This window comes from Pseudomonas sp. GW531-T4 (genome assembly GCF_017349615.1).
Taxonomy (GTDB): domain Bacteria; phylum Pseudomonadota; class Gammaproteobacteria; order Pseudomonadales; family Pseudomonadaceae; genus Aquipseudomonas; species Aquipseudomonas chlororaphis_I.
This window is the reverse complement of sequence record NZ_JACMZT010000001.1, coordinates 180,638-198,124: the sequence shown is the minus strand read 5'-3', so window position 1 is coordinate 198,124 and position 17,487 is coordinate 180,638. Positions and strand designations below refer to the sequence as shown.

Here is a 17,487-nt window from a genome sequence, read left to right as displayed (position 1 = left end):
CGATTACTCTAAATCCTTGGTTGTTACAGATGGATGTTCTTCGGTTTCGTCGTCCGCATAAGGGTCGGGATGACCCAGTTCTGCAAGCAACGTTCGTTCCAGTGCTTCCATTTCTTCGGCTTCGTCGTCATCTATGTGGTCGTAACCCAATAGATGCAAGCAGCCGTGAATCACCAGATGGGCCCAGTGGGCCTGGAGGTCCTTGCCTTGTTCGGCGGCTTCGCGCTCGACCACTTCGACGCAGATCACCAGGTCGCCGAGCAATGGAATGTCCAGCAGCTCGTCCGGCACATCGGCGGGGAACGACAGGACGTTGGTGGCATAGTCCTTCTGCCGCCAGGTGCGGTTCAGTTCGCGGCCTTCAGGCTCGTCCACCAGACGGATGGTCAGTTCCGAGTCGGCGGTGCGCTGGCGCAGGGCCAGCTCACACCATTGGCGGAACAGGGCTTCGCTGGGAGCAGGCTTGTCGCTTGCCAGTTGCAGATCAAGCTCAAGCATCGTGGCGATTGCCTTTTTCCGCGGCGGGCTGGGCGGACTCGTCGGCCACGCGCTGTTCGAAACGCTCGTAGGCTTCGACGATGCGTTGCACAAGCGGATGGCGCACCACGTCCTTGGGCATGAAGTGGGTGAAGCTGATGCCCGGCACATCCTTGAGGACGTTGATCACATGGGCCAGGCCGGACTTGGTGCCCTTGGGCAGGTCGACCTGGGTGATGTCGCCCGTGATCACCGCGGTGGAACCGAAGCCGATCCGGGTCAGGAACATCTTCATCTGCTCGACGGTGGTGTTCTGGCTTTCGTCGAGGATGATGAAGCTGTTGTTCAGCGTACGGCCGCGCATGTAGGCCAGCGGCGCAATCTCGATGACCTGGCGCTCGATCAGCTTGGCGACATGTTCGAAGCCGAGCATTTCATACAGGGCGTCATACAACGGGCGCAGGTACGGGTCGATCTTCTGGGCCAGGTCGCCAGGCAGGAAGCCGAGTTTCTCGCCGGCCTCGACCGCCGGGCGCACCAGCAGGATGCGCCGTACCTGCTCGCGCTCCAGTGCGTCTACCGCACAAGCCACGGCCAGGTAGGTCTTGCCGGTACCGGCCGGGCCGATGCCGAAGTTGATGTCGTTGCCGAGGATTTCCTTGACGTAGCGCTGCTGATTCAAACCGCGTGGGCGAATCATGCCTTTTTTGGTGCGCAGGGCCACGGCCGCTTCGGCGACAGGGTGGTTGTTCAGCTCTTCGACGGCGGATTCCTGGAGGAACAGGTGCACCATGTCCGGCGACAGCTCGGTACCCTTGGTTTCCCGGTACAGGCGGCGCAGGAGGTTTTCCGCGGAGGTGGTGTGCTTGGGTTCGCCGATCAGCTCGAACTGATTGCCGCGGTTGCGGATCTCGATGGTCAGGCGCTGCTCGATCAAGCGCAAATGCTCGTCGAATTGCCCGCACAGATTGGCGAAGCGGCGAGCCTCAAAGGGCTCGAGGATAAAACGATGTGGTTCTATGGGTGCGTTCAAGGTCGTTTTTTAGCCGCCCAACGGCAATAAAGGATGAATTCAAGGATAACGCCAGTGGCCTGGGTGCGAAAGCTCTTATACAAAGCAATGTCTTTCGCCACATTTTCCTTGGGAGCCGGCTTTCCAGCGATGGCGTGCCCGAGGCCGCTACCGCTGGTCAGCCAGCATCGGCAGGAGGTTATTGCAGCAGCGATCCGCGCAGCGAGTGAGGCTGGGCCGAGTCGATATGCACGTCGGCAAACTGGCCGATCAGGGTTGGATTGTCGCAGCGGAAGTTGACGATACGGTTGTTCTCGGTCCGCCCCTGCAGTTCGCCCGGGTCTTTCTTCGAGTAATCGGTAACCAGGATGCGCTGGATCGAGCCGACCATCTGTCGGCTGATTTCGAATCCTTGCTGGTTCAGCCGGTGTTGCAGCGCGTTCAGGCGTTCCTTTTTCAGCTCTTCCGGGGTGTCGTCCGCCAGATCGGCCGCCGGGGTGCCCGGGCGCTGGCTGTAGACGAACGAGTAGGAGAAGTCGAAGCCGACGTCTTCGATCAGCTTCATGGTTTGTTCGAAGTCTTTTTCGGTCTCACCGGGGAAACCGACGATGAAGTCCGAGCTGATGCAGATACCCGGCACGGCGGCGCGCAGTTTGCGCAGCTTGGACTTGTATTCCAGCGCCGTATGGTTGCGCTTCATGGCTGCGAGAATCCGGTCGGAGCCCGATTGCACCGGCAAGTGCAGGTGTTTCACCAGTTCCGGAACCTCGGCGTGGGCCTGGATCAGGCTGTCGGAGAACTCCAGCGGATGGGAGGTGGTGTAGCGGATGCGCTCGATGCCATCGACCGCCGCGACCACGCGGATCAGTTCGGCGAGGTCGGCCAGGCGGCCGTCATGGGTCTGGCCCTTGTAGCCGTTGACGTTCTGCCCCAGCAGGGTGACTTCGCGCACGCCGTTTTCCGCCAGGTGGATGATTTCGGAGATCACGTCGTCGAACGGCCGGCTGACTTCCTCGCCACGGGTGTAGGGCACCACGCAGAAGGTGCAGTACTTGCTGCAGCCTTCCATCACCGAGACATAGGCACTCGGGCCGTCGATGCGCGGCTCTGGCAGGTGGTCGAATTTTTCGATTTCCGGGAACGAGACGTCGACCTGCGGCAGCTTGCTGCTGCGGGCGGCATCGATCATTTCCGGCAAGCGGTGCAGGGTCTGCGGGCCGAAGACCACGTCGACGTACGGTGCCCGGTCACGGATCGCCGCGCCTTCCTGGCTCGCCACGCAACCGCCGACGGCGATGACCATGTCCGGGTTGGCCAGCTTCAGCTCGCGCCAGCGACCCAGTTGGGAATACACCCGGTCCTGGGCCCGTTCGCGGATCGAGCAGGTGTTGAGCAGGATGACGTCCGCGTCTTCGGCGCGGGCGGTGACTTCCAGGGCCTGGTGTTCACCCAGCAGATCGACCATGCGCGAGCTGTCGTACTCGTTCATCTGGCAACCGTGGGTTTCTATGTAAAGCTTCTTGGCCATGGAAGGGGTCATCACGTGATTCAAAGAACCGCGCATTATAGGGAACATGGCCTTAGGTTCCTACCGCTGCGCGTCCGGTGGCTATGCTATAGTTCGCGCCCTCTTTTATATCCCCGATGTGTTACCCGCCCACCATGACCAAACGTGAAGCTCCAATCTACAAGGTGATTTTCCTCAACCAGGGACAGGTGTTCGAAATGTACGCCAAGCAGATCTATCAAAGTGATCTGTGGGGTTTCCTGGAGGTGGAAGAGTTCGTCTTTGGCGAGCGCACGCAAGTGGTCGTCGATCCGAGCGAAGAGAAGCTCAAGGCCCAGTTCGAAGGTGTGGTGCGCAGCTTTGTGCCGATGCATTCGATCGTGCGTATCGACGAGGTCGAGCGCCTGGGCACGCCGAAGATCAGCGAGGCGCGTGGCGTGAGCAACGTCATGCCGTTTCCGATGCCGATGCCTGAGAAGTAAGGGCTGTATCGAGTGTGCTATCGCGAGCAAGCTTGCTCGCGATGTCATCAAGGCAGGGGTGAGAAGGGCGAACGCCCGTCGGCGCTCTGCAGTTCCATCAGGTATTTGCGGAAAATCTGCCCCAGCACCTGGGTGGCGACTTCCAGCTCATCGCGCTGCATGTGCTCGGCCACTTCGTCGGCCGTGTCCAGTGCCTCTTCGGCGCCATTGACCGCCGCCATCTTCAGCACGATATAAGCCTGGACGTTGTTGGCCGGTACGCCTTCGCCGCGGAAGAACATGGTGCCGAGCTTGAATTGCGCCTGGGCGTGGCCTTGCAGCGAGGCCTTTTCAAAGTAGCTCAGGGCCTGATTGAGATCGCGCGGGGTATTTTTACCTTCGTAGTAGAACTCGCCCAACTCGTATTGCGCTTGCGCATCCCCTTCGTCAGCCGCCTTCTGGCAGACCGCCAGGGCCTCGGACAGATCCTGTGACTGAGTATTGAGGGTGCAGCGACCCATCGCTGGGATCAACAACGAGTTGCCGCCTGCTTGTGCGTGCGCGAGCAGGGGCTGAAGGAGCAACAGGCAGCCCAGTGCAAGGGCGCGGCCGGTGCGGTTCATGGGAATCGACTTACCTCTGAAGGGCGCGCGGACCCATCGAGGGATCCAATAAGCGCGCATTATGAAATAAGCAGGGCCAACCTTACAAAGTCTTTACTCGTTTTTCTGCTGCGCGGGCGCGATATCCGCCGCTTTCGGGGCTGTTTCGGGAGTTGGGGCGCGAATGCCGCGTAAAACCGGCGCCAGGAAGTGCTGGAGCCGGTTTTACGGGGAGGGTTACTTCAGGGCGGCGAAAGCGCGTTCGGCCGCGTCCAGGGTCAGTTTCAGCTCGGCGTCGCCGTGGGCGATCGAGGTGAAGCCGGCTTCGAAGGCGCTCGGGGCCAGGTAGACACCGCCTTCGAGCATCAGGTGGAAGAAGCGTTTGAACAGGTTGGCATCACTGGCCATCACGTCGTCGAAAGTGACGATGTCGTCGGCGCCGCTGAAGTACAGGCCGAACATGCCGCCCGCCTGGGTGGTCACGAACGGGATACCGGCGGCGTCAGCGCGTTGCTGCAGGCCGTCGAGCAGGCGGCTGGTGTAGTCGCTCAGCTCGGCATGGAAGCCCGGGCGGCTGATCAGGCGCAGGGTGGTCAGGCCGGCGGCCATGGCCAGCGGGTTGCCCGACAGGGTGCCGGCCTGGTAGACCGGGCCCAGCGGCGCGATGTGTTCCATGATCTTGCGCTTGCCGCCGAAGCAGCCCACCGGCATGCCGCCGCCGATGATCTTGCCAAAGGTGGACAGGTCCGGGGTAACGCCGTAGTGCGCCTGGGCGCCGCCGAGGGCGACGCGGAAGCCGGTCATCACTTCATCGAAGATCAGCACCACGCCGTGCTTGTCGCACAGGCTGCGCAGGCCTTCGAGGAAACCCGGCGCCGGTGGCACGCAGTTCATGTTGCCGGCTACGGGCTCGACGATGATGCAGGCTACTTCCTGGCCGACTTCGGCGAGCATCTTCTCGACCGCGTCGATGTCGTTGAACGGCAAGGTCAAGGTGTGTTTGGCGAAGGCCGCCGGTACGCCGGCCGAGCTAGGCACGCCCTGGGTCAGCGCGCCGGAGCCGGCCTTGACCAGCAGGCTGTCGGAGTGGCCGTGGTAGCAGCCTTCGAACTTGATGATGCTGTCGCGGCCGGTGAAACCACGGGCCAGGCGGATCGCGCTCATGGTCGCTTCGGTGCCGGAGCTGACCATGCGCACCATTTCCATGGACGGCACGATGGAGCAGACCAGGTCGGCCATTTCGGTTTCCATGGCGGTCGGGGCGCCGTAGGACAGGCCGTGTTCCAGCTGTTTGCGCACCGCGTCCAGCACGTCCGGATGGCTGTGGCCGAGGATCATCGGGCCCCAGGAACCGACGTAGTCCACATAACGCTTGTCGTCTTCGTCGGTGACGTAGGCGCCTTCGGCGTGCTTGAAGAACAACGGCGTGCCACCCACGCTCTTGAACGCACGCACGGGCGAGTTCACGCCACCGGGGATGTGTTTCTGGGCATTGGCAAACAGGGTTTCGGAACGAGACATGATCGGGCTCTCGGAAATCAGCGGTTAGAAGAGGGCGTTGAAGGCGCGGGCACGGCGGGTCACTTCCTGGGCGCTATCGGCGCCGAACAGGCCATGGACCACGGCCAGCAGGTCGACACCATGGGCGACCAGCGGCGCGGCGTTCTCCAGGGTGACGCCGCCGATCGCGCAGATCGGCAGGTGCAGCCGGGGGCGGGCCTGGTCCAGCAGCTCCAGGTTGGCCGCCGGTGCGCCGGGCTTGGTGTTGGAATTGAAGAAGCGACCGAAGGCGACATAACTGGCGCCTTCTTTGGCGGCTTGCTCGGCCAGTTCCAGTTGGGCGTGGCAGGTCGAGCCGATGATCGCCTGGCGGCCGAGCAGGGCGCGGGCCGGAGTCAGCGGGCCGTCGGTCTGGCCCAGGTGCACGCCGACGCCGATGCGCGCAGCCAGTTCGGCATCGTCGTTGATGATCAGTTGGGTCTTGTAGCGCTCGCACAAGCTGTGCAGGGCTTCGGCTTCGCGCAGGCGGCGGGCTTCGTCGCTGCTCTTGTCGCGGTATTGCAGGAGGGTCACGCCACCGTCGAGCGCCGCCTCCACGTACTGCAGGAATTTGCCGGCCAACAATTGGCTGTCGGTAATGGCATACAGACCACGTAGTTTCATCGAGCGGGCCTCATGGCTTACGAGCAGAAGTCCAGCGGCAGACGGCGCGGTACGAACTGGCCTTGGCCCAGTTGCTCGGCGTCGCGCAGGGTGCGCCAGGTGTAATCGAGGGCCGACTTCACGGCGCTGGCCAGGCTTTCGCCCTGGGCCAAGCGTCCAGCCAGGGCGCTGGCCAGGGTGCAACCGGAACCGTGATAGCTGCCCGGCAGCCGCTGGCAGGTGTAGGTGTGACGACTGCCATCGCGGCTGTACAGGCGATTATGCACTTCATGCTCGTCACCATGACCGCCGGTGATCAGCAGGTGCTTGACGAACGGCAGGAGCTTTTCGGCGCACTGATCCGCGCTGCCTTCGGGCAACTCGGCGAGGATTCGCGCTTCCGGAAGATTCGGGGTGGCGATGGTCGCCAGTGGCAGCAGGCGTTCACGCATGGCGTAGCCGACCTCGTCCTTGCCCAGGCGACCACCGCCGCCAGCGCGCAACACCGGGTCGCAGACCATCGGCAGATGCGGGTGCGCCTGCAACAGCTCGACCACGGTGTCGACCATTTCCAGTGAGCCAAGCATGCCCAACTTGACCGCGGCGACCACGGAGTCGTTGAGCACGGCGTTGGCCTGGGCTAACACCCACTCGCGATCCAGTACACGGAAGTCGCTGACGTTGACCGTATCCTGCACGGTCAGCGCGGTCACAGCGGGAGCTGCATGGCAACCCTGGGCGAGCAGGGCTTCGATATCTGCCTGCAGGCCGGCGCCACCACTGGGGTCGTGGCCGGAGAGACAGAGGACAACGGGACGAGAGCTGTAGATATTCATGGTGCGCGAGCTTACCACCAAACGTCTTTTTTGCACGGCTCCTCGCGTGTCGGCCGGGGCTGGATTTTCCACCTTGCCGACAAGTTGACCGAGGCAACAGCTCTAGATCAACGGATAGCGCTGAAACGCCCGTTCTAGAGCCTTTAAACTAAAACTTTTCATGGTGTTCTTTGGCCACCAACGGCTATGCTAGAGTGGATCCAAACCAATAACAGGTCATGCCGGTTTCACGTCTACTCAAAGGGAAATGGGGGGCTTCCTGACACCACCGGACAGGCCACGCTGGGGCTTTATGCGCTATTTGCTGATGTTGCTGTTGAGCTTGCCGATGCTGGCTGGCGCGGTCGAGTTCGACGAGTTCACCCAGAGCCTGCCCTTGGGTCGGGTGATGCAAGTGTTTGAAGACGCGAGTGGTCAGGCAACGATCGCGGATGTCAGTTCACCGGCCATGGCCGGCAGTTTCAAAGCCCATGACAAGCCCACCCTCAACGCCGGTTACTCCCGCTCGGCATTCTGGCTGAAAATCGACCTCGGCTACCGTCCCGCCAACCCCTCCATACGACACACCTGGCTGCTGGAACTGGCCTATCCGCCGCTCGATCATCTGGAGCTGTATCTGCCCGATGAGGCCGGTGGCTACCGCCTGGCCCAGCGTACCGGCGATGCCTTGCCGTTCGACAGCCGGCAGATCCGCCAGAACAATTACCTGTTCGACCTGAGTTTTGCGCCCTACGAGCAAAAGACCCTGTTCCTGCGCCTGCAGAGCCAGGGCTCGGTCCAGGCGCCGGTGACGCTCTGGTCCAGCACGGCGTACCTGGAAGCGCAGCCGGTGCGCCTGTATGTGCTCGGCCTGATCTACGGCGTGCTGCTGGGGATGCTGGTCTACAACCTGTTCATTTACCTGAGCGTGCGCGACACCAGTTACCTCTATTACATCCTCTACATCGCCTCGTTCGGGCTGTACCAGGTGTCGGTGAACGGCGCCGCGGTGGAGTACTTCTGGCCGGACAACCCGTGGTGGGCCAACGCGGCGACGCCATTCTTCATTGGCGCGGCGGCCCTGTTCGGCAGCCTGTTCGCCCGCAGCTTCCTGCAGACCGCCCGCCACAGCCGATGGGTCGATCGCCTGCTGCTGGTGCTGATCCTGTGCAGTGCCGTGGTGGTGGCCCTGTCGCTGATGACCAGCTACGCCCTGGCGTTGCGCCTGGCCACGGCCCTGGCGCTGATCTTTACCGTGGTGATCTTCGTCTCCGGCATCGTTGCCTGGTGCCGCGGCATGCGTGTGGCGCGTTACTTCATCATCGCCTGGTCGGCGTTCCTGGTGGGCGGGATCATCAATACCCTGATGGTGCTGGGCTATCTGCCGAATATGTTCCTGACCATGTATTCCAGCCAGATCGGTTCGGCCATCGAAGTGGCGCTGTTGTCACTGGCCCTGGCCGACCGCATCAATTCGATGCGCGAACAGCAGGCCCAGACCCTGTTCGATGCCGGGCAGAAGCTCGAAGTGCTCAACCAGCAGCTGGCCCACAGCAACCGGCTCAAGGATGAATTCCTCGCCACCCTGACCCACGAACTGCGCACGCCGATGAATGGCGTGATCGGTTCGCTGGAGCTGATGCAGACCGTCGATCTCGACCCGGAGCTGGAGCAGTACCAGCAGACCGCCGCCGGTTCGGCCCGGGACATGATGCGCATGGTCAACGGCATCCTGACCCTGACCGAGCTGCAGGCCGGCAAGCTCAGCGCCCAGCGTGAGACCTTCAGCCTGCGTTCGCTGCTCGATGCCTTGCGGGGCCAGTTTTGCGCCAATGCCTCGGCCAAGGGATTGGGCTTCGATGTCGACCTGGCCGCCGGGCTGCCTGACCGGCTTTTAGGCGATCGCGGCAAGTTGAGCCAGTGCCTGGAGTGCCTGTTGGACAATGCCATCAAGTTCACCCGGGTGGGCGGCCTGGTCCTGCGAGTGACCGGCAAGCCGACGGCGCCGGGACGGCTGGCGATGACCTTCGCGGTGATCGACACCGGCATCGGTTTCGTCAATCTCGATGAGGCTTCGCTGTATCAGCGTTTCTTCCAGCTCGATGGTTCGATGACCCGCGAATATGGCGGGCTGGGCGTGGGGCTGGCGATCTGTCGGCAACTGGTGGATCTGTTGGGTGGCCATCTGACCCATGAATCGGAGCCGGGGCGCGGCAGCTGTTTCCGCCTGGAGGTGACCTTTGATCTGGACGGCGAACAGCCGATGGCGTCCCAGCCGGCCTTGCGGGTCCGCTCCGTCCGGCGCCTGCCGCAGGATTGCAGCGTGCTGCTGGTGGACGACAACAGCATCAATCAGCTGGTGATCCGCGGCATGCTGCTCAAGCTGGGGTATCAGGTGCGCACGGCGGAGAATGCTCGCGGGGCGTTGGCGTTGCTGCGCCGAGAGTCGGTGGATGCGGTGCTGCTCGATTGCCAGATCGAGCAGGCCGAGGCGCTCAAACTGTGCGACCAGGTGCATGGCATGCCGGGTTGCGCCGGGTTGCCGGTGCTGCTGGTGTCGGCCTCGGCACATGGCCTGGAGGCTGAGCGCTGCCTGCTCGATTACCTCTCCTGGCCGGTGAAATTCGAAGAGTTGCAAAGCGTTCTGGCGCGTCGTGTGCTGGCTCCGGAACAGGGCGAAAGCGCCGGTATTTAGGCGGGTATGCCACTTTGTTCGTCGGGGAGGGGGTGCTTAACTGAGGTTCTGGCACACCCCTCAAGGAGCCCCCGAGATGAACCTGCACCAGTTCGCCGAGACCCACGAAGTCACCAACCAGCCACCTTCCCTGGACGGTACCAACCTCTATCGAATCGATCTGCCGTTGCAGGAGTGGGCACGGCGTTTTGGCGCCGGCTGGGCCGAATCGCGGATTGACGCCTATGGTGCCCTGGCCGGTGGGCCGCTGATGGAAGCGGGGTTCCTGGCCAACCAGAACAAACCGGTGTTCACCAGCCATGACCGGTATGGGCATCGCCTCGACCTGGTGGAGTTTCATCCGGCGTATCACGAGCTGATGCGTACCGCCATCGAGCATGGCCTGACGTCCTTGCCCTGGGCTCATCCGCAGTCTGGGGCGCATGTCGCCCGCGCCGCCATGTCCTATCTGCACAGCCAGGCCGAAGCCGGCAGCGGTTGTCCGCTGACCATGACCTTCGCCTGTGTGCCGGCGCTGAAGCTGCAGCCGGACCTCGCCGAGCAATGGCTGCCGAAAGTGCTCGCCACCGAATATGACCCGCGCAATGTCGGCATGGCCCACAAGGCCGGCGTCACCATCGGCATGGCGATGACCGAGAAACAGGGCGGCACCGATGTGCGCGCCAACACCACCAAGGCATATCCGGTGGGCGCTACGGGGCCGGGGCAGGCCTATGAACTGGTGGGCCACAAGTGGTTCTGCTCGGCGCCGATGTGCGACGCCTTCCTGACCCTGGCCCAGACCGAAAAAGGCCTGACCTGCTTCCTGTTGCCTCGCCACCGTCCGGACGACAGCCGCAACCAGTTCTATATCCAGCGCCTGAAAAACAAGCTCGGCAACTGCTCCAATGCCTCCAGCGAAGTGGAGTTCCGCGGGGCTCTGGCGTGGATGGTCGGGGAAGAGGGGCGCGGTGTGCCGACCATCATCGAGATGGTGGCCATGACTCGCTTCGATTGCATGGTCGGTTCCAGCTCGCTGATGCGCCAGGCCCTGACCCAGGCCAGCCATCACTGCGCCCATCGGCTGGTGGGCGGGCGGGTGCTCAGCGAGCAGCCCTTGATGCAGAACGTGCTGGCCGACCTGGCGCTGGAAAGCGAGGCGGCGTTGGCCTTGAGCCTGCGTATGGGTCGCGCGCTGGACAATCTGGATGACCCGCAAGAAGCAATGTTCTCGCGACTGGTGACCGCGGTGGGCAAATACTGGATCTGCAAGCGGGCCCCGGCGATGATCAACGAGGCCGCCGAGTGCATGGGCGGCGCCGGTTATGTCGAGGAGAGCATCCTGCCGCGGCTGTACCGCGAAGCGCCGGTCAACTCGACTTGGGAAGGCTCCGGCAACGTGCAGTGCCTGGATGTGCTGCGCGCCTTGTCCAAGGAGCCGGGTGTGCTCGATGCCTTGTTCGCCGAGCTGGGCGACGGCCATGGCGACAGGCGCCTGGCCGCGCATATCGCCAACCTGAAAGGCGCCTTCCAGGACACCGACGACATTCAGTACCGCGCTCGCCAACTGACCGAGGACATCGCCCTGGGCCTGCAGGCCAAGCTGTTGCTGGAAGCCGGCAACGCGGTGGTCAGCGATGCCTTTATTGCCAGTCGCCTGGGTTCGGGAGGAAGGGTCTACGGCACCTTGTCGCGGGGGCTGGATGTCGAGGCGATAGTCGCGCGCTCGACCCCGGCAGGCTTCTGACGCCGCCAGGTGTAGGAGCGAGCTTGCTCGCGATAAATATTCCGGGCCACCGATTCCTTGGGGCTTGAAAGGTCTTTCGCGAGCAGGCTCGTTCCTGGCAGATATTCCACTGTTCCCGTGAGACGGCGTTGCAGGCAAGATGAAGGCCTGCAAGATCAGAACACAGGATGCTTACCGTGACCGAAGCTTTTATTGTCGTTCAAACCGCCGAGCAAGCCGTGGACCGGCTTGCTGCTTTGCATGAGCGGGCCACCACGTCGCTGAGCCAGGCGCTCAAGCGTTACCTCAAGGACCGCGTCGAACCCGACGCCGAACAGCGCGCCCTGTTTCGTTACCCGCAATTGCGCCTGACCTATCACTGCCAGGGCGAAGTCCCGCAGACCACCCGGGCCTACGCCAAGGTCCAGTTGCCGGGCACCTACAGCGTCACGGTCACCCATCCCGCCGCCTTCCGTAAGTACCTGCTGGAGCAGTTGGTGCCACTGATGCACGACTTCACCGTGACCGTGGAAGTGGGCGTCAGCGAGCAGAACATCCCGTATCCGTACGTGGTCGAGCAGGGCGATGAACTGGCTGGTTCCGGCGTTACTGCCGCGGTGCTGGCGCGGGTGTTCCCCAGCACCGACCTGTCCGCCGCCACCGATGGCATCGCCGACGGGCTGTACGATTGGGAAAACACCAATCCGCTGCCCCTGGCGCTGTTCGATGCCGCACGGGTGGATTTCTCCCTGCGCCGCCTGGTGCACTACACCGGCAGCGACTGGCGCCATGTGCAGCCATGGATCCTGCTGACCAACTACCACCGTTATGTCGACCAGTTCATCACCCACGGTCTTGAACAGCTGCGCAGCGATCCGCGGTTCGTGCGCATGGTCCTGCCGGGCAATGTGATCATCGAGAAGGGCATGGACCACGGCGAGGCCTCATCGATCGCCGCCGGGGTGGTCTGGCACCGCTACCAGATGCCGGCTTATCACCTGCTGGCCAGCGACGGCCACGGCGTGACCCTGGTGAACATCGGCGTCGGCCCGTCCAATGCCAAGAACATCACCGACCACCTGGCGGTATTGCGTCCGCATTGCTGGCTGATGATCGGCCACTGCGGCGGCCTGCGGCAGTCGCAGACCATCGGCGACTACGTGCTGGCCCACGCCTACATGCGTCGCGACGGCATTCTCGATCGCGTGGTGCCGCCGAATATCCCGATTCCGGCCCTGGCCGAAGTGCAGCTGGCCTTGCAGCAGGCCGCCGCCAACGTCACCGGCGAGAAGGGCGACGACCTGAAAAAACGCCTGCGTACCGGTACCGTGCTGACCTACGACGACCGCAACTGGGAGTTGCGCTGGGCCCAGGAGCGTCCGCTGATCAACCTGTCCCGCGCCGTGGCGGTGGACATGGAAAGCGGCACCATCGCCGCCCAGGGTTATCGCCTGCGGGTGCCGTACGGCACGTTGCTCTGCGTCTCGGACAAGCCGCTGCACAGCGAAATCAAGCTGCCGGGTTCGGCCAACGCCTTTTATGAGCGCGCGGTCAGCCAGCACCTGAAGATCGGTATCGCCGCGGTGGACCTGCTGCGTACCGAGCTCAATTCGCTGCACTCGCGCAAGCTGCGCAGCTTCGACGAGCCGCCGTTCCGCTGATCGCGGGATGGTCATTTAACGGTCGGGCCACTAGCATGGTCGGCCCTGACCGTTAGATGTTCTGTCCGCCATGTCTCGTCCTCCGCGTCCCGCTTCCCGCCGCCCTGGCGTGAAGAGTCCTTCGTCTTCCTCCGCGCCGCGCCGTGTTGCCAAAGCGCCACCGGCCGAGCCGAAGCTGATCCTGTTCAACAAACCCTTCGATGTGCTGACCCAGTTCAGCGACGGCGAAGGGCGGGCGACCCTCAAGGACTTCATCGCGATACCCGGCATCTACCCGGCTGGCCGCCTCGACCGCGACAGCGAAGGCTTGCTGCTGCTGACCAACGACGGCCAGCTGCAGGCGCGCATCGCCGATCCCAAGCACAAGCTGGCCAAGACCTATTGGGTGCAGGTGGAAGGCGAGCCCACGGCTGAGCAATTGCAGCGTCTGCGAGATGGCGTGGAATTGAATGACGGCATGACCCTGCCGGCCGAAGCCCGGCAGCTGGAGGAGCCGCAGCTGTGGCCGCGCAACCCGCCGGTGCGCTTTCGCAAGAGCGTGCCCACCAGCTGGCTGGAGTTGATCATTCGTGAAGGGCGCAATCGCCAGGTGCGGCGCATGACGGCTGCCGTGGGTTTGCCGACATTGCGCCTGGTGCGGGTCAGGATCGGCGACTGGACGATCGAGGGGCTCGATCAGGGCCAGTGGAAGGAGGTTCCGGCGCGTTTATAAGGCGCCGGATTCGATCAGGCCGATCACCACGCTCTTGATGATGAACGCGGCCACGCCCAGGCCCAGGACGAAGAACAGGATGAACGAGCCGAAGCGTCCGGCCTTGGACTTCTTCGCCAGATCCCAGACGATGAAGGCCATGAAAATGATCAGGATGGTTACCAGGCCGGTCATCATCCACTCTTCGAATACTGCAGGATCCATCGAATATCTCCAGCACAGGCAAGGCTAAAAGGCGCGGGCGAGTATACGCCAAGGGGCCGCGGCCGGGCATTGATCCGGGTGCGCTTCGTCGTCACACCATCGGGATCTTCTGTAGGAGCGAAGCTTGCTCGCGATAAATGTTCCTGACTACACATCGGCTGCGGCCGAACGCCCCTATCGCGAGCAAGAACTGGGCGTCCCCCTTGCTCCTACAGATACAGACTCAGTTGCGCAGGTGGGTCAGCGGCAATTCGGTGCTGTTGAGCACCTGGTTGAGCACGAAGCTGGAGCGCACGCTGGTCACGCCTTCGATGCGGGTCAGATGGCCCAGCAGCAGTTTCTGGTAGTGGTCCATGTCCGGCACCACCACCTTGAGCTGGTAGTCGGCGTCCATCCCGGTCACCAGGCTGCATTCGAGGACCTGCGGCAGGCTGCGGATCGCCGCCTCGAAGTTCTCGAAACGCTCGGGGGTGTGGCGGTCCATGCCGATCAGCACGTAGGCGGTCAGGCTCAGGCCGAGCATCTTGCGGTCCAGCAGGGCGACCTGGCGGGAAATGTAGCCGTCGTCTTCCAGTTGCTTGACCCGACGCGAACACGGCGAAGGCGACAGGCCGATACGTTCGGCCAGTTCCTGATTGGAGATGCGGGCGTCGCGCTGCAATTCCGCCAAAATGCTGAGATCGTATCGGTCGAGTTTGCTCATGGATCAGGCCTTTGTCATAACTATTGCGCGATATTATCTGTCTTGAGTTAAAAATTGCGCAAGTCATGTTTGTCAGAGCAATCTTCGCAATCCTCTGCCGGCGGCCCAGGCCTATTCTTATCACCAGAATCACTGCCCGGACATAGAGTCCACTGCGGCCCGCCGAATCAGGCCTGCCGCGGCCGCCAATCCCACAGGGTTGAGCCGGCCCCCGGGCTACACACTGTCCAGAAGACGGCGTGAGGTGAGCCGGCGTCATAAGCGCCGAGCACGGACGAAATTCTCAAAGGGGGGCCGACGGGTCCCTCTTTTTTATTGCCTGCGCGCCAGGAAATATCCCGTGGCACCCTCAATAAATAAGTGTTGCGACTGATAACCTGTGGCAGAACCGGCCTGGGCTTTTCCAGTCTTATCTACAGGCCCCTATCCGTAATGAGGAATAGCATGAAATCGCGCATCTGGCGTTTGGCAGGTGTTGGTTTGCTCTGTGTGGGCGTCAGTGCGCAGGGGCTCGCCGATGACCGCAATGACGGCCGTGGCTGGTCCAATGGCGGCCAGCGCAGTGACGACGGCTATCCGGGCAACGGCCAGGGGCGAGGCGAAAGCCATCAGTCGCGCCAGCAGACTGAAATCATTCGCGGCGACAACAGCCAGCAGTTCGAGCGCAACGTCGAGAACGGGCGCTGGCAGAACCACGGGTCGAATGATCAAGGGCGGGGACGACTGGCACAGCCATCCGCCAACCTGCCGATCCAGGGCCGCCCCGATACCGTCCGCCAGACCCAGGAACCGCGCCAGGGTTATTATCAGGACATCCCGCGCCGTAACGACTACAACCCGCATTGGCAGGCCGGCGGACCGGGCTCGCGTCCTTACGACTATCGCTGGCCGGGCCGTCCGGAGGGGCGTGGCAATGGCTGGGGGCCAGGTCCGCAATATCGGCCGGGTTATGTGATCGATCGCTTCCCGGACCGGCATTACCGCGTTCCTTATCGCGGCCGGGACTATTACTTCTCCGGTGGCTATTGGTACCGCCCGCAAGGCCCACGGTATGTGGTGGTGCACCCACCCTACGGGATCCGTGTGGCCTACCTGCCGGACTACGCGCGGGAAGTGTGGATCGGCAGCGCGCTGTTCTTCCTGGCCGCTGGTGCCTACTACAGCTACGAGGCCAGTACCCAGCAGTACGTGGTGGTCGAGCCGCCTGCGGCCAGCCCGCCACCGCAGGCCGGCAATGATTACAACGTGCTGGCCTACCCGGTCAGGGGGCAGAGCCCGCAGCAGATCAATCAGGATCGCTACGACTGTTATCGCTGGGCGGTGCAGCAGAGTGGCTTCGATCCGGCGGCAATGACCTATCCACCGGCGCCGGAAGTGGTCCAGACCTACCGCCAGGCCCAGGGTGGTTGCCTGAGCTCGCGCGGCTATCAGGTGACTTACTGAGCCCGGACGGCCTGCACCACTTCCTGCGGGTCGGCGTGCACCAGCACCTCGGCCCGCGGATAGGCCGCATGAATCGCCTCGGCGGCCTGATCGCTGATGCCGTGGGCCACCGACAGGGTCAGCTCCCCGGGTAATTCCAGGTGTAGTTGCACGAACCAGTGGTTGCCGGAAATCCGCGTGCGCAGATCATGAGCGCCGAGTACCCCGGGCACCGCGCACACCAGTTCCAGCATGTGCTGGCTGACCTCGGGCGGCAGCTCCTCGTCCATCAGCACCGCTACGCTTTCGCGGGCGATCTGGATCGCGCTCCACAGGATGTAGACGGCAATCGCCAGGCCGAACCAGGCGTCCAGTTGCTGCCAGCCGAAACTGGCCAGCACCAGCGCCAGCAGGATGCTGCCGTTGAGCAGCAGGTCGGAGCGATAGTGCAGCGAATCGGCACGCACCGCCGTGGAGCCGGTTTCGCGGATCACCCGGTGTTGCACCATCAGCAATGCAACAGTCAGCGCCAGGGACAGCAGCATCACGCCGATACCGACCCACGGAGCGCCCAGCGGTTCCGGGTTCTGCAGGCGCTCGACGGCCTGTACCCCGATCAGCACCGCGCTCACCGCGATGAACAGCGCCTGGGCCATGCCCGACAAGGACTCGGCCTTGCCATGGCCGTAGCGGTGATCGGCGTCGGCCGGGCGCAGGGCGTAATGCACGGCCAGCAGGTTGAGGAACGACGCGGCGCCATCGAGCAGCGAGTCGGTGAGGCCTGCCAGCAGGCTGACCGAGCCGCTCAGCCACCAGGCGATGGCCTTGGCCACGATCAGGATACTGGCCACCGCCAGCGAGGCGCGGGTCGCCAGGCGCAACAGGCGCGCGTGTTCCGGGTTACTGCTCATACAAGGCTTGTTCCTTCAAGAAACGCGAGGGTCAGGCTGCCGGTTGCAGACCGTACAGGGCCAGCTGCTGCGCGCTGCCCTTGTGCTGGATCAGGCGTGGATCGTCCAGCGGGAAGCTGCGGCCCAGCTCGCTTTCGAGGATAGCCTGCAACTTGTGGTTATCGACCTGGCCGTCGGCGCCTATGGCTTGCTGCAGCTTGTGCGGGTCGATCTGCGCGGTCTTGCCCGGTTCCAGGTAGATGGCGCCGGTGGCGAAGTCGACGCCAAAGGCGATCAGCCCCGGGATCACATAAAACAGTAGGCCCACGGCGTCGAGCACGGCTACCAGCGGGTCGATCTTGCCGTCGATCTGGCCGCGCCGGTCGGGGAAGAAGATCGAGCCGCAGGCGGTGAGCTGAGTCAGCAGGGTGGCAACCAGGACGCCGCCGATGATGCGGAAAGGAATACGCATGTAAATC

The 17,487-nt window shown here is 63.2% G+C and carries 17 protein-coding genes; 6 read left to right on the top strand and 11 right to left on the bottom strand.

Annotated features, from left to right (window positions below; translation table 11 throughout):
* Positions 1-3: 3 nt before the first annotated feature.
* From ybeY to miaB, 3 genes are all read right to left on the bottom strand, one after another.
* Positions 4-498 (bottom strand): rRNA maturation RNase YbeY, encoded by a 495-nt coding sequence (ybeY, locus tag J4D28_RS00930; protein ID WP_007927084.1) that lies wholly within the window; start codon positions 496-498, stop codon positions 4-6.
* Positions 491-1,510 carry a PhoH family protein gene (locus J4D28_RS00925; RefSeq protein ID WP_023969268.1) on the bottom strand — a complete coding sequence of 340 codons (1,020 nt, stop codon included), beginning with the start codon at positions 1,508-1,510 and terminating at the stop codon, positions 491-493. Before J4D28_RS00925 ends, ybeY begins: the two co-directional genes overlap by 8 nt.
* A 178-nt stretch (positions 1,511-1,688) precedes the next feature.
* Positions 1,689-3,017, bottom strand: a complete 1,329-nt coding sequence (miaB, locus tag J4D28_RS00920) for a tRNA (N6-isopentenyl adenosine(37)-C2)-methylthiotransferase MiaB (protein WP_177477861.1) — start codon at positions 3,015-3,017, stop codon at positions 1,689-1,691.
* A gap of 134 nt (positions 3,018-3,151) precedes the next feature.
* Here miaB and J4D28_RS00915 point away from each other — a divergent pair, with 134 nt between their 5' ends.
* Positions 3,152-3,478 (top strand): DUF1820 family protein, encoded by a 327-nt coding sequence (locus J4D28_RS00915; protein WP_007927079.1) that lies wholly within the window; start codon positions 3,152-3,154, stop codon positions 3,476-3,478.
* 47 nt (positions 3,479-3,525) lie between these two features.
* Here J4D28_RS00915 and J4D28_RS00910 read toward each other — a convergent pair whose 3' ends face one another.
* The 4 genes from J4D28_RS00910 to J4D28_RS00895 all read right to left on the bottom strand — a co-directional run bounded on the left by J4D28_RS00910 (position 3,526) and on the right by J4D28_RS00895 (position 7,037).
* Positions 3,526-4,080 (bottom strand): tetratricopeptide repeat protein, encoded by a 555-nt coding sequence (locus J4D28_RS00910; protein WP_007927077.1) that lies wholly within the window; start codon positions 4,078-4,080, stop codon positions 3,526-3,528.
* 216 nt (positions 4,081-4,296) lie between these two features.
* A complete protein-coding gene (hemL, locus tag J4D28_RS00905) occupies positions 4,297-5,580 on the bottom strand; it encodes a glutamate-1-semialdehyde 2,1-aminomutase (protein WP_009045779.1) in 1,284 nt (427 codons plus the stop codon).
* A gap of 24 nt (positions 5,581-5,604) precedes the next feature.
* The gene (thiE, locus tag J4D28_RS00900) at positions 5,605-6,222 is read right to left on the bottom strand and encodes a thiamine phosphate synthase (protein WP_028683497.1); all 618 of its coding nucleotides are present in this window, start codon (positions 6,220-6,222) and stop codon (positions 5,605-5,607) included.
* A gap of 17 nt (positions 6,223-6,239) precedes the next feature.
* A complete protein-coding gene (locus J4D28_RS00895) occupies positions 6,240-7,037 on the bottom strand; it encodes a hydroxymethylpyrimidine/phosphomethylpyrimidine kinase (RefSeq protein WP_029526837.1) in 798 nt (265 codons plus the stop codon).
* A 292-nt stretch (positions 7,038-7,329) separates the two neighbouring features.
* On the opposite strand from J4D28_RS00895, the gene J4D28_RS00890 reads away from it, so the two are divergent.
* The 4 genes from J4D28_RS00890 (at position 7,330) to J4D28_RS00875 (ending at position 13,789) form a co-directional block, all read left to right on the top strand.
* Positions 7,330-9,711, top strand: a complete 2,382-nt coding sequence (locus J4D28_RS00890; RefSeq protein WP_016703743.1) for a hybrid sensor histidine kinase/response regulator — start codon at positions 7,330-7,332, stop codon at positions 9,709-9,711.
* A gap of 76 nt (positions 9,712-9,787) precedes the next feature.
* Positions 9,788-11,437 carry an acyl-CoA dehydrogenase family protein gene (locus tag J4D28_RS00885; protein WP_103330759.1) on the top strand — a complete coding sequence of 550 codons (1,650 nt, stop codon included), beginning with the start codon at positions 9,788-9,790 and terminating at the stop codon, positions 11,435-11,437.
* A gap of 167 nt (positions 11,438-11,604) precedes the next feature.
* The gene (gene amn / locus J4D28_RS00880; protein ID WP_162098616.1) at positions 11,605-13,077 is read left to right on the top strand and encodes an AMP nucleosidase; all 1,473 of its coding nucleotides are present in this window, start codon (positions 11,605-11,607) and stop codon (positions 13,075-13,077) included.
* Between the two features lie 70 nt (positions 13,078-13,147).
* A complete protein-coding gene (locus J4D28_RS00875) occupies positions 13,148-13,789 on the top strand; it encodes a pseudouridine synthase (protein WP_009051015.1) in 642 nt (213 codons plus the stop codon).
* Here the strand turns inward: J4D28_RS00875 and J4D28_RS00870 are convergent.
* Together J4D28_RS00870 and J4D28_RS00865 are read right to left on the bottom strand one after the other, a co-directional pair.
* On the bottom strand, positions 13,784-13,993 hold the full coding sequence (locus tag J4D28_RS00870; protein WP_007927060.1) for a DUF2788 domain-containing protein: 210 nt from the start codon (positions 13,991-13,993) through the stop codon (positions 13,784-13,786). The genes J4D28_RS00875 and J4D28_RS00870 overlap by 6 nt on opposite strands.
* 223 nt (positions 13,994-14,216) lie before the next feature.
* Positions 14,217-14,696, bottom strand: coding sequence for an Lrp/AsnC family transcriptional regulator (locus J4D28_RS00865; RefSeq protein WP_009045772.1), 480 nt, complete (start codon positions 14,694-14,696; stop codon positions 14,217-14,219).
* Positions 14,697-15,140: 444 nt separating this feature from the next.
* On the opposite strand from J4D28_RS00865, the gene J4D28_RS00860 reads away from it, so the two are divergent.
* Entirely contained in the window at positions 15,141-16,139 is a 999-nt protein-coding gene (locus tag J4D28_RS00860) for a DUF6515 family protein (protein WP_103330758.1), read from the top strand.
* On the opposite strand, the gene J4D28_RS00855 is transcribed toward J4D28_RS00860, so the two are convergent.
* Both J4D28_RS00855 and J4D28_RS00850 read right to left on the bottom strand, forming a co-directional pair.
* Complete coding sequence (locus J4D28_RS00855) at positions 16,133-17,029, bottom strand: cation diffusion facilitator family transporter (protein ID WP_103330757.1); 897 nt, start codon at positions 17,027-17,029, stop codon at positions 16,133-16,135. The two genes, J4D28_RS00860 and J4D28_RS00855, sit on opposite strands and share 7 nt — an antisense overlap.
* 31 nt (positions 17,030-17,060) lie before the next feature.
* On the bottom strand, positions 17,061-17,480 hold the full coding sequence (locus J4D28_RS00850) for a hypothetical protein (protein ID WP_038635502.1): 420 nt from the start codon (positions 17,478-17,480) through the stop codon (positions 17,061-17,063).
* Between the last annotated feature and the right edge of the window lie 7 nt (positions 17,481-17,487).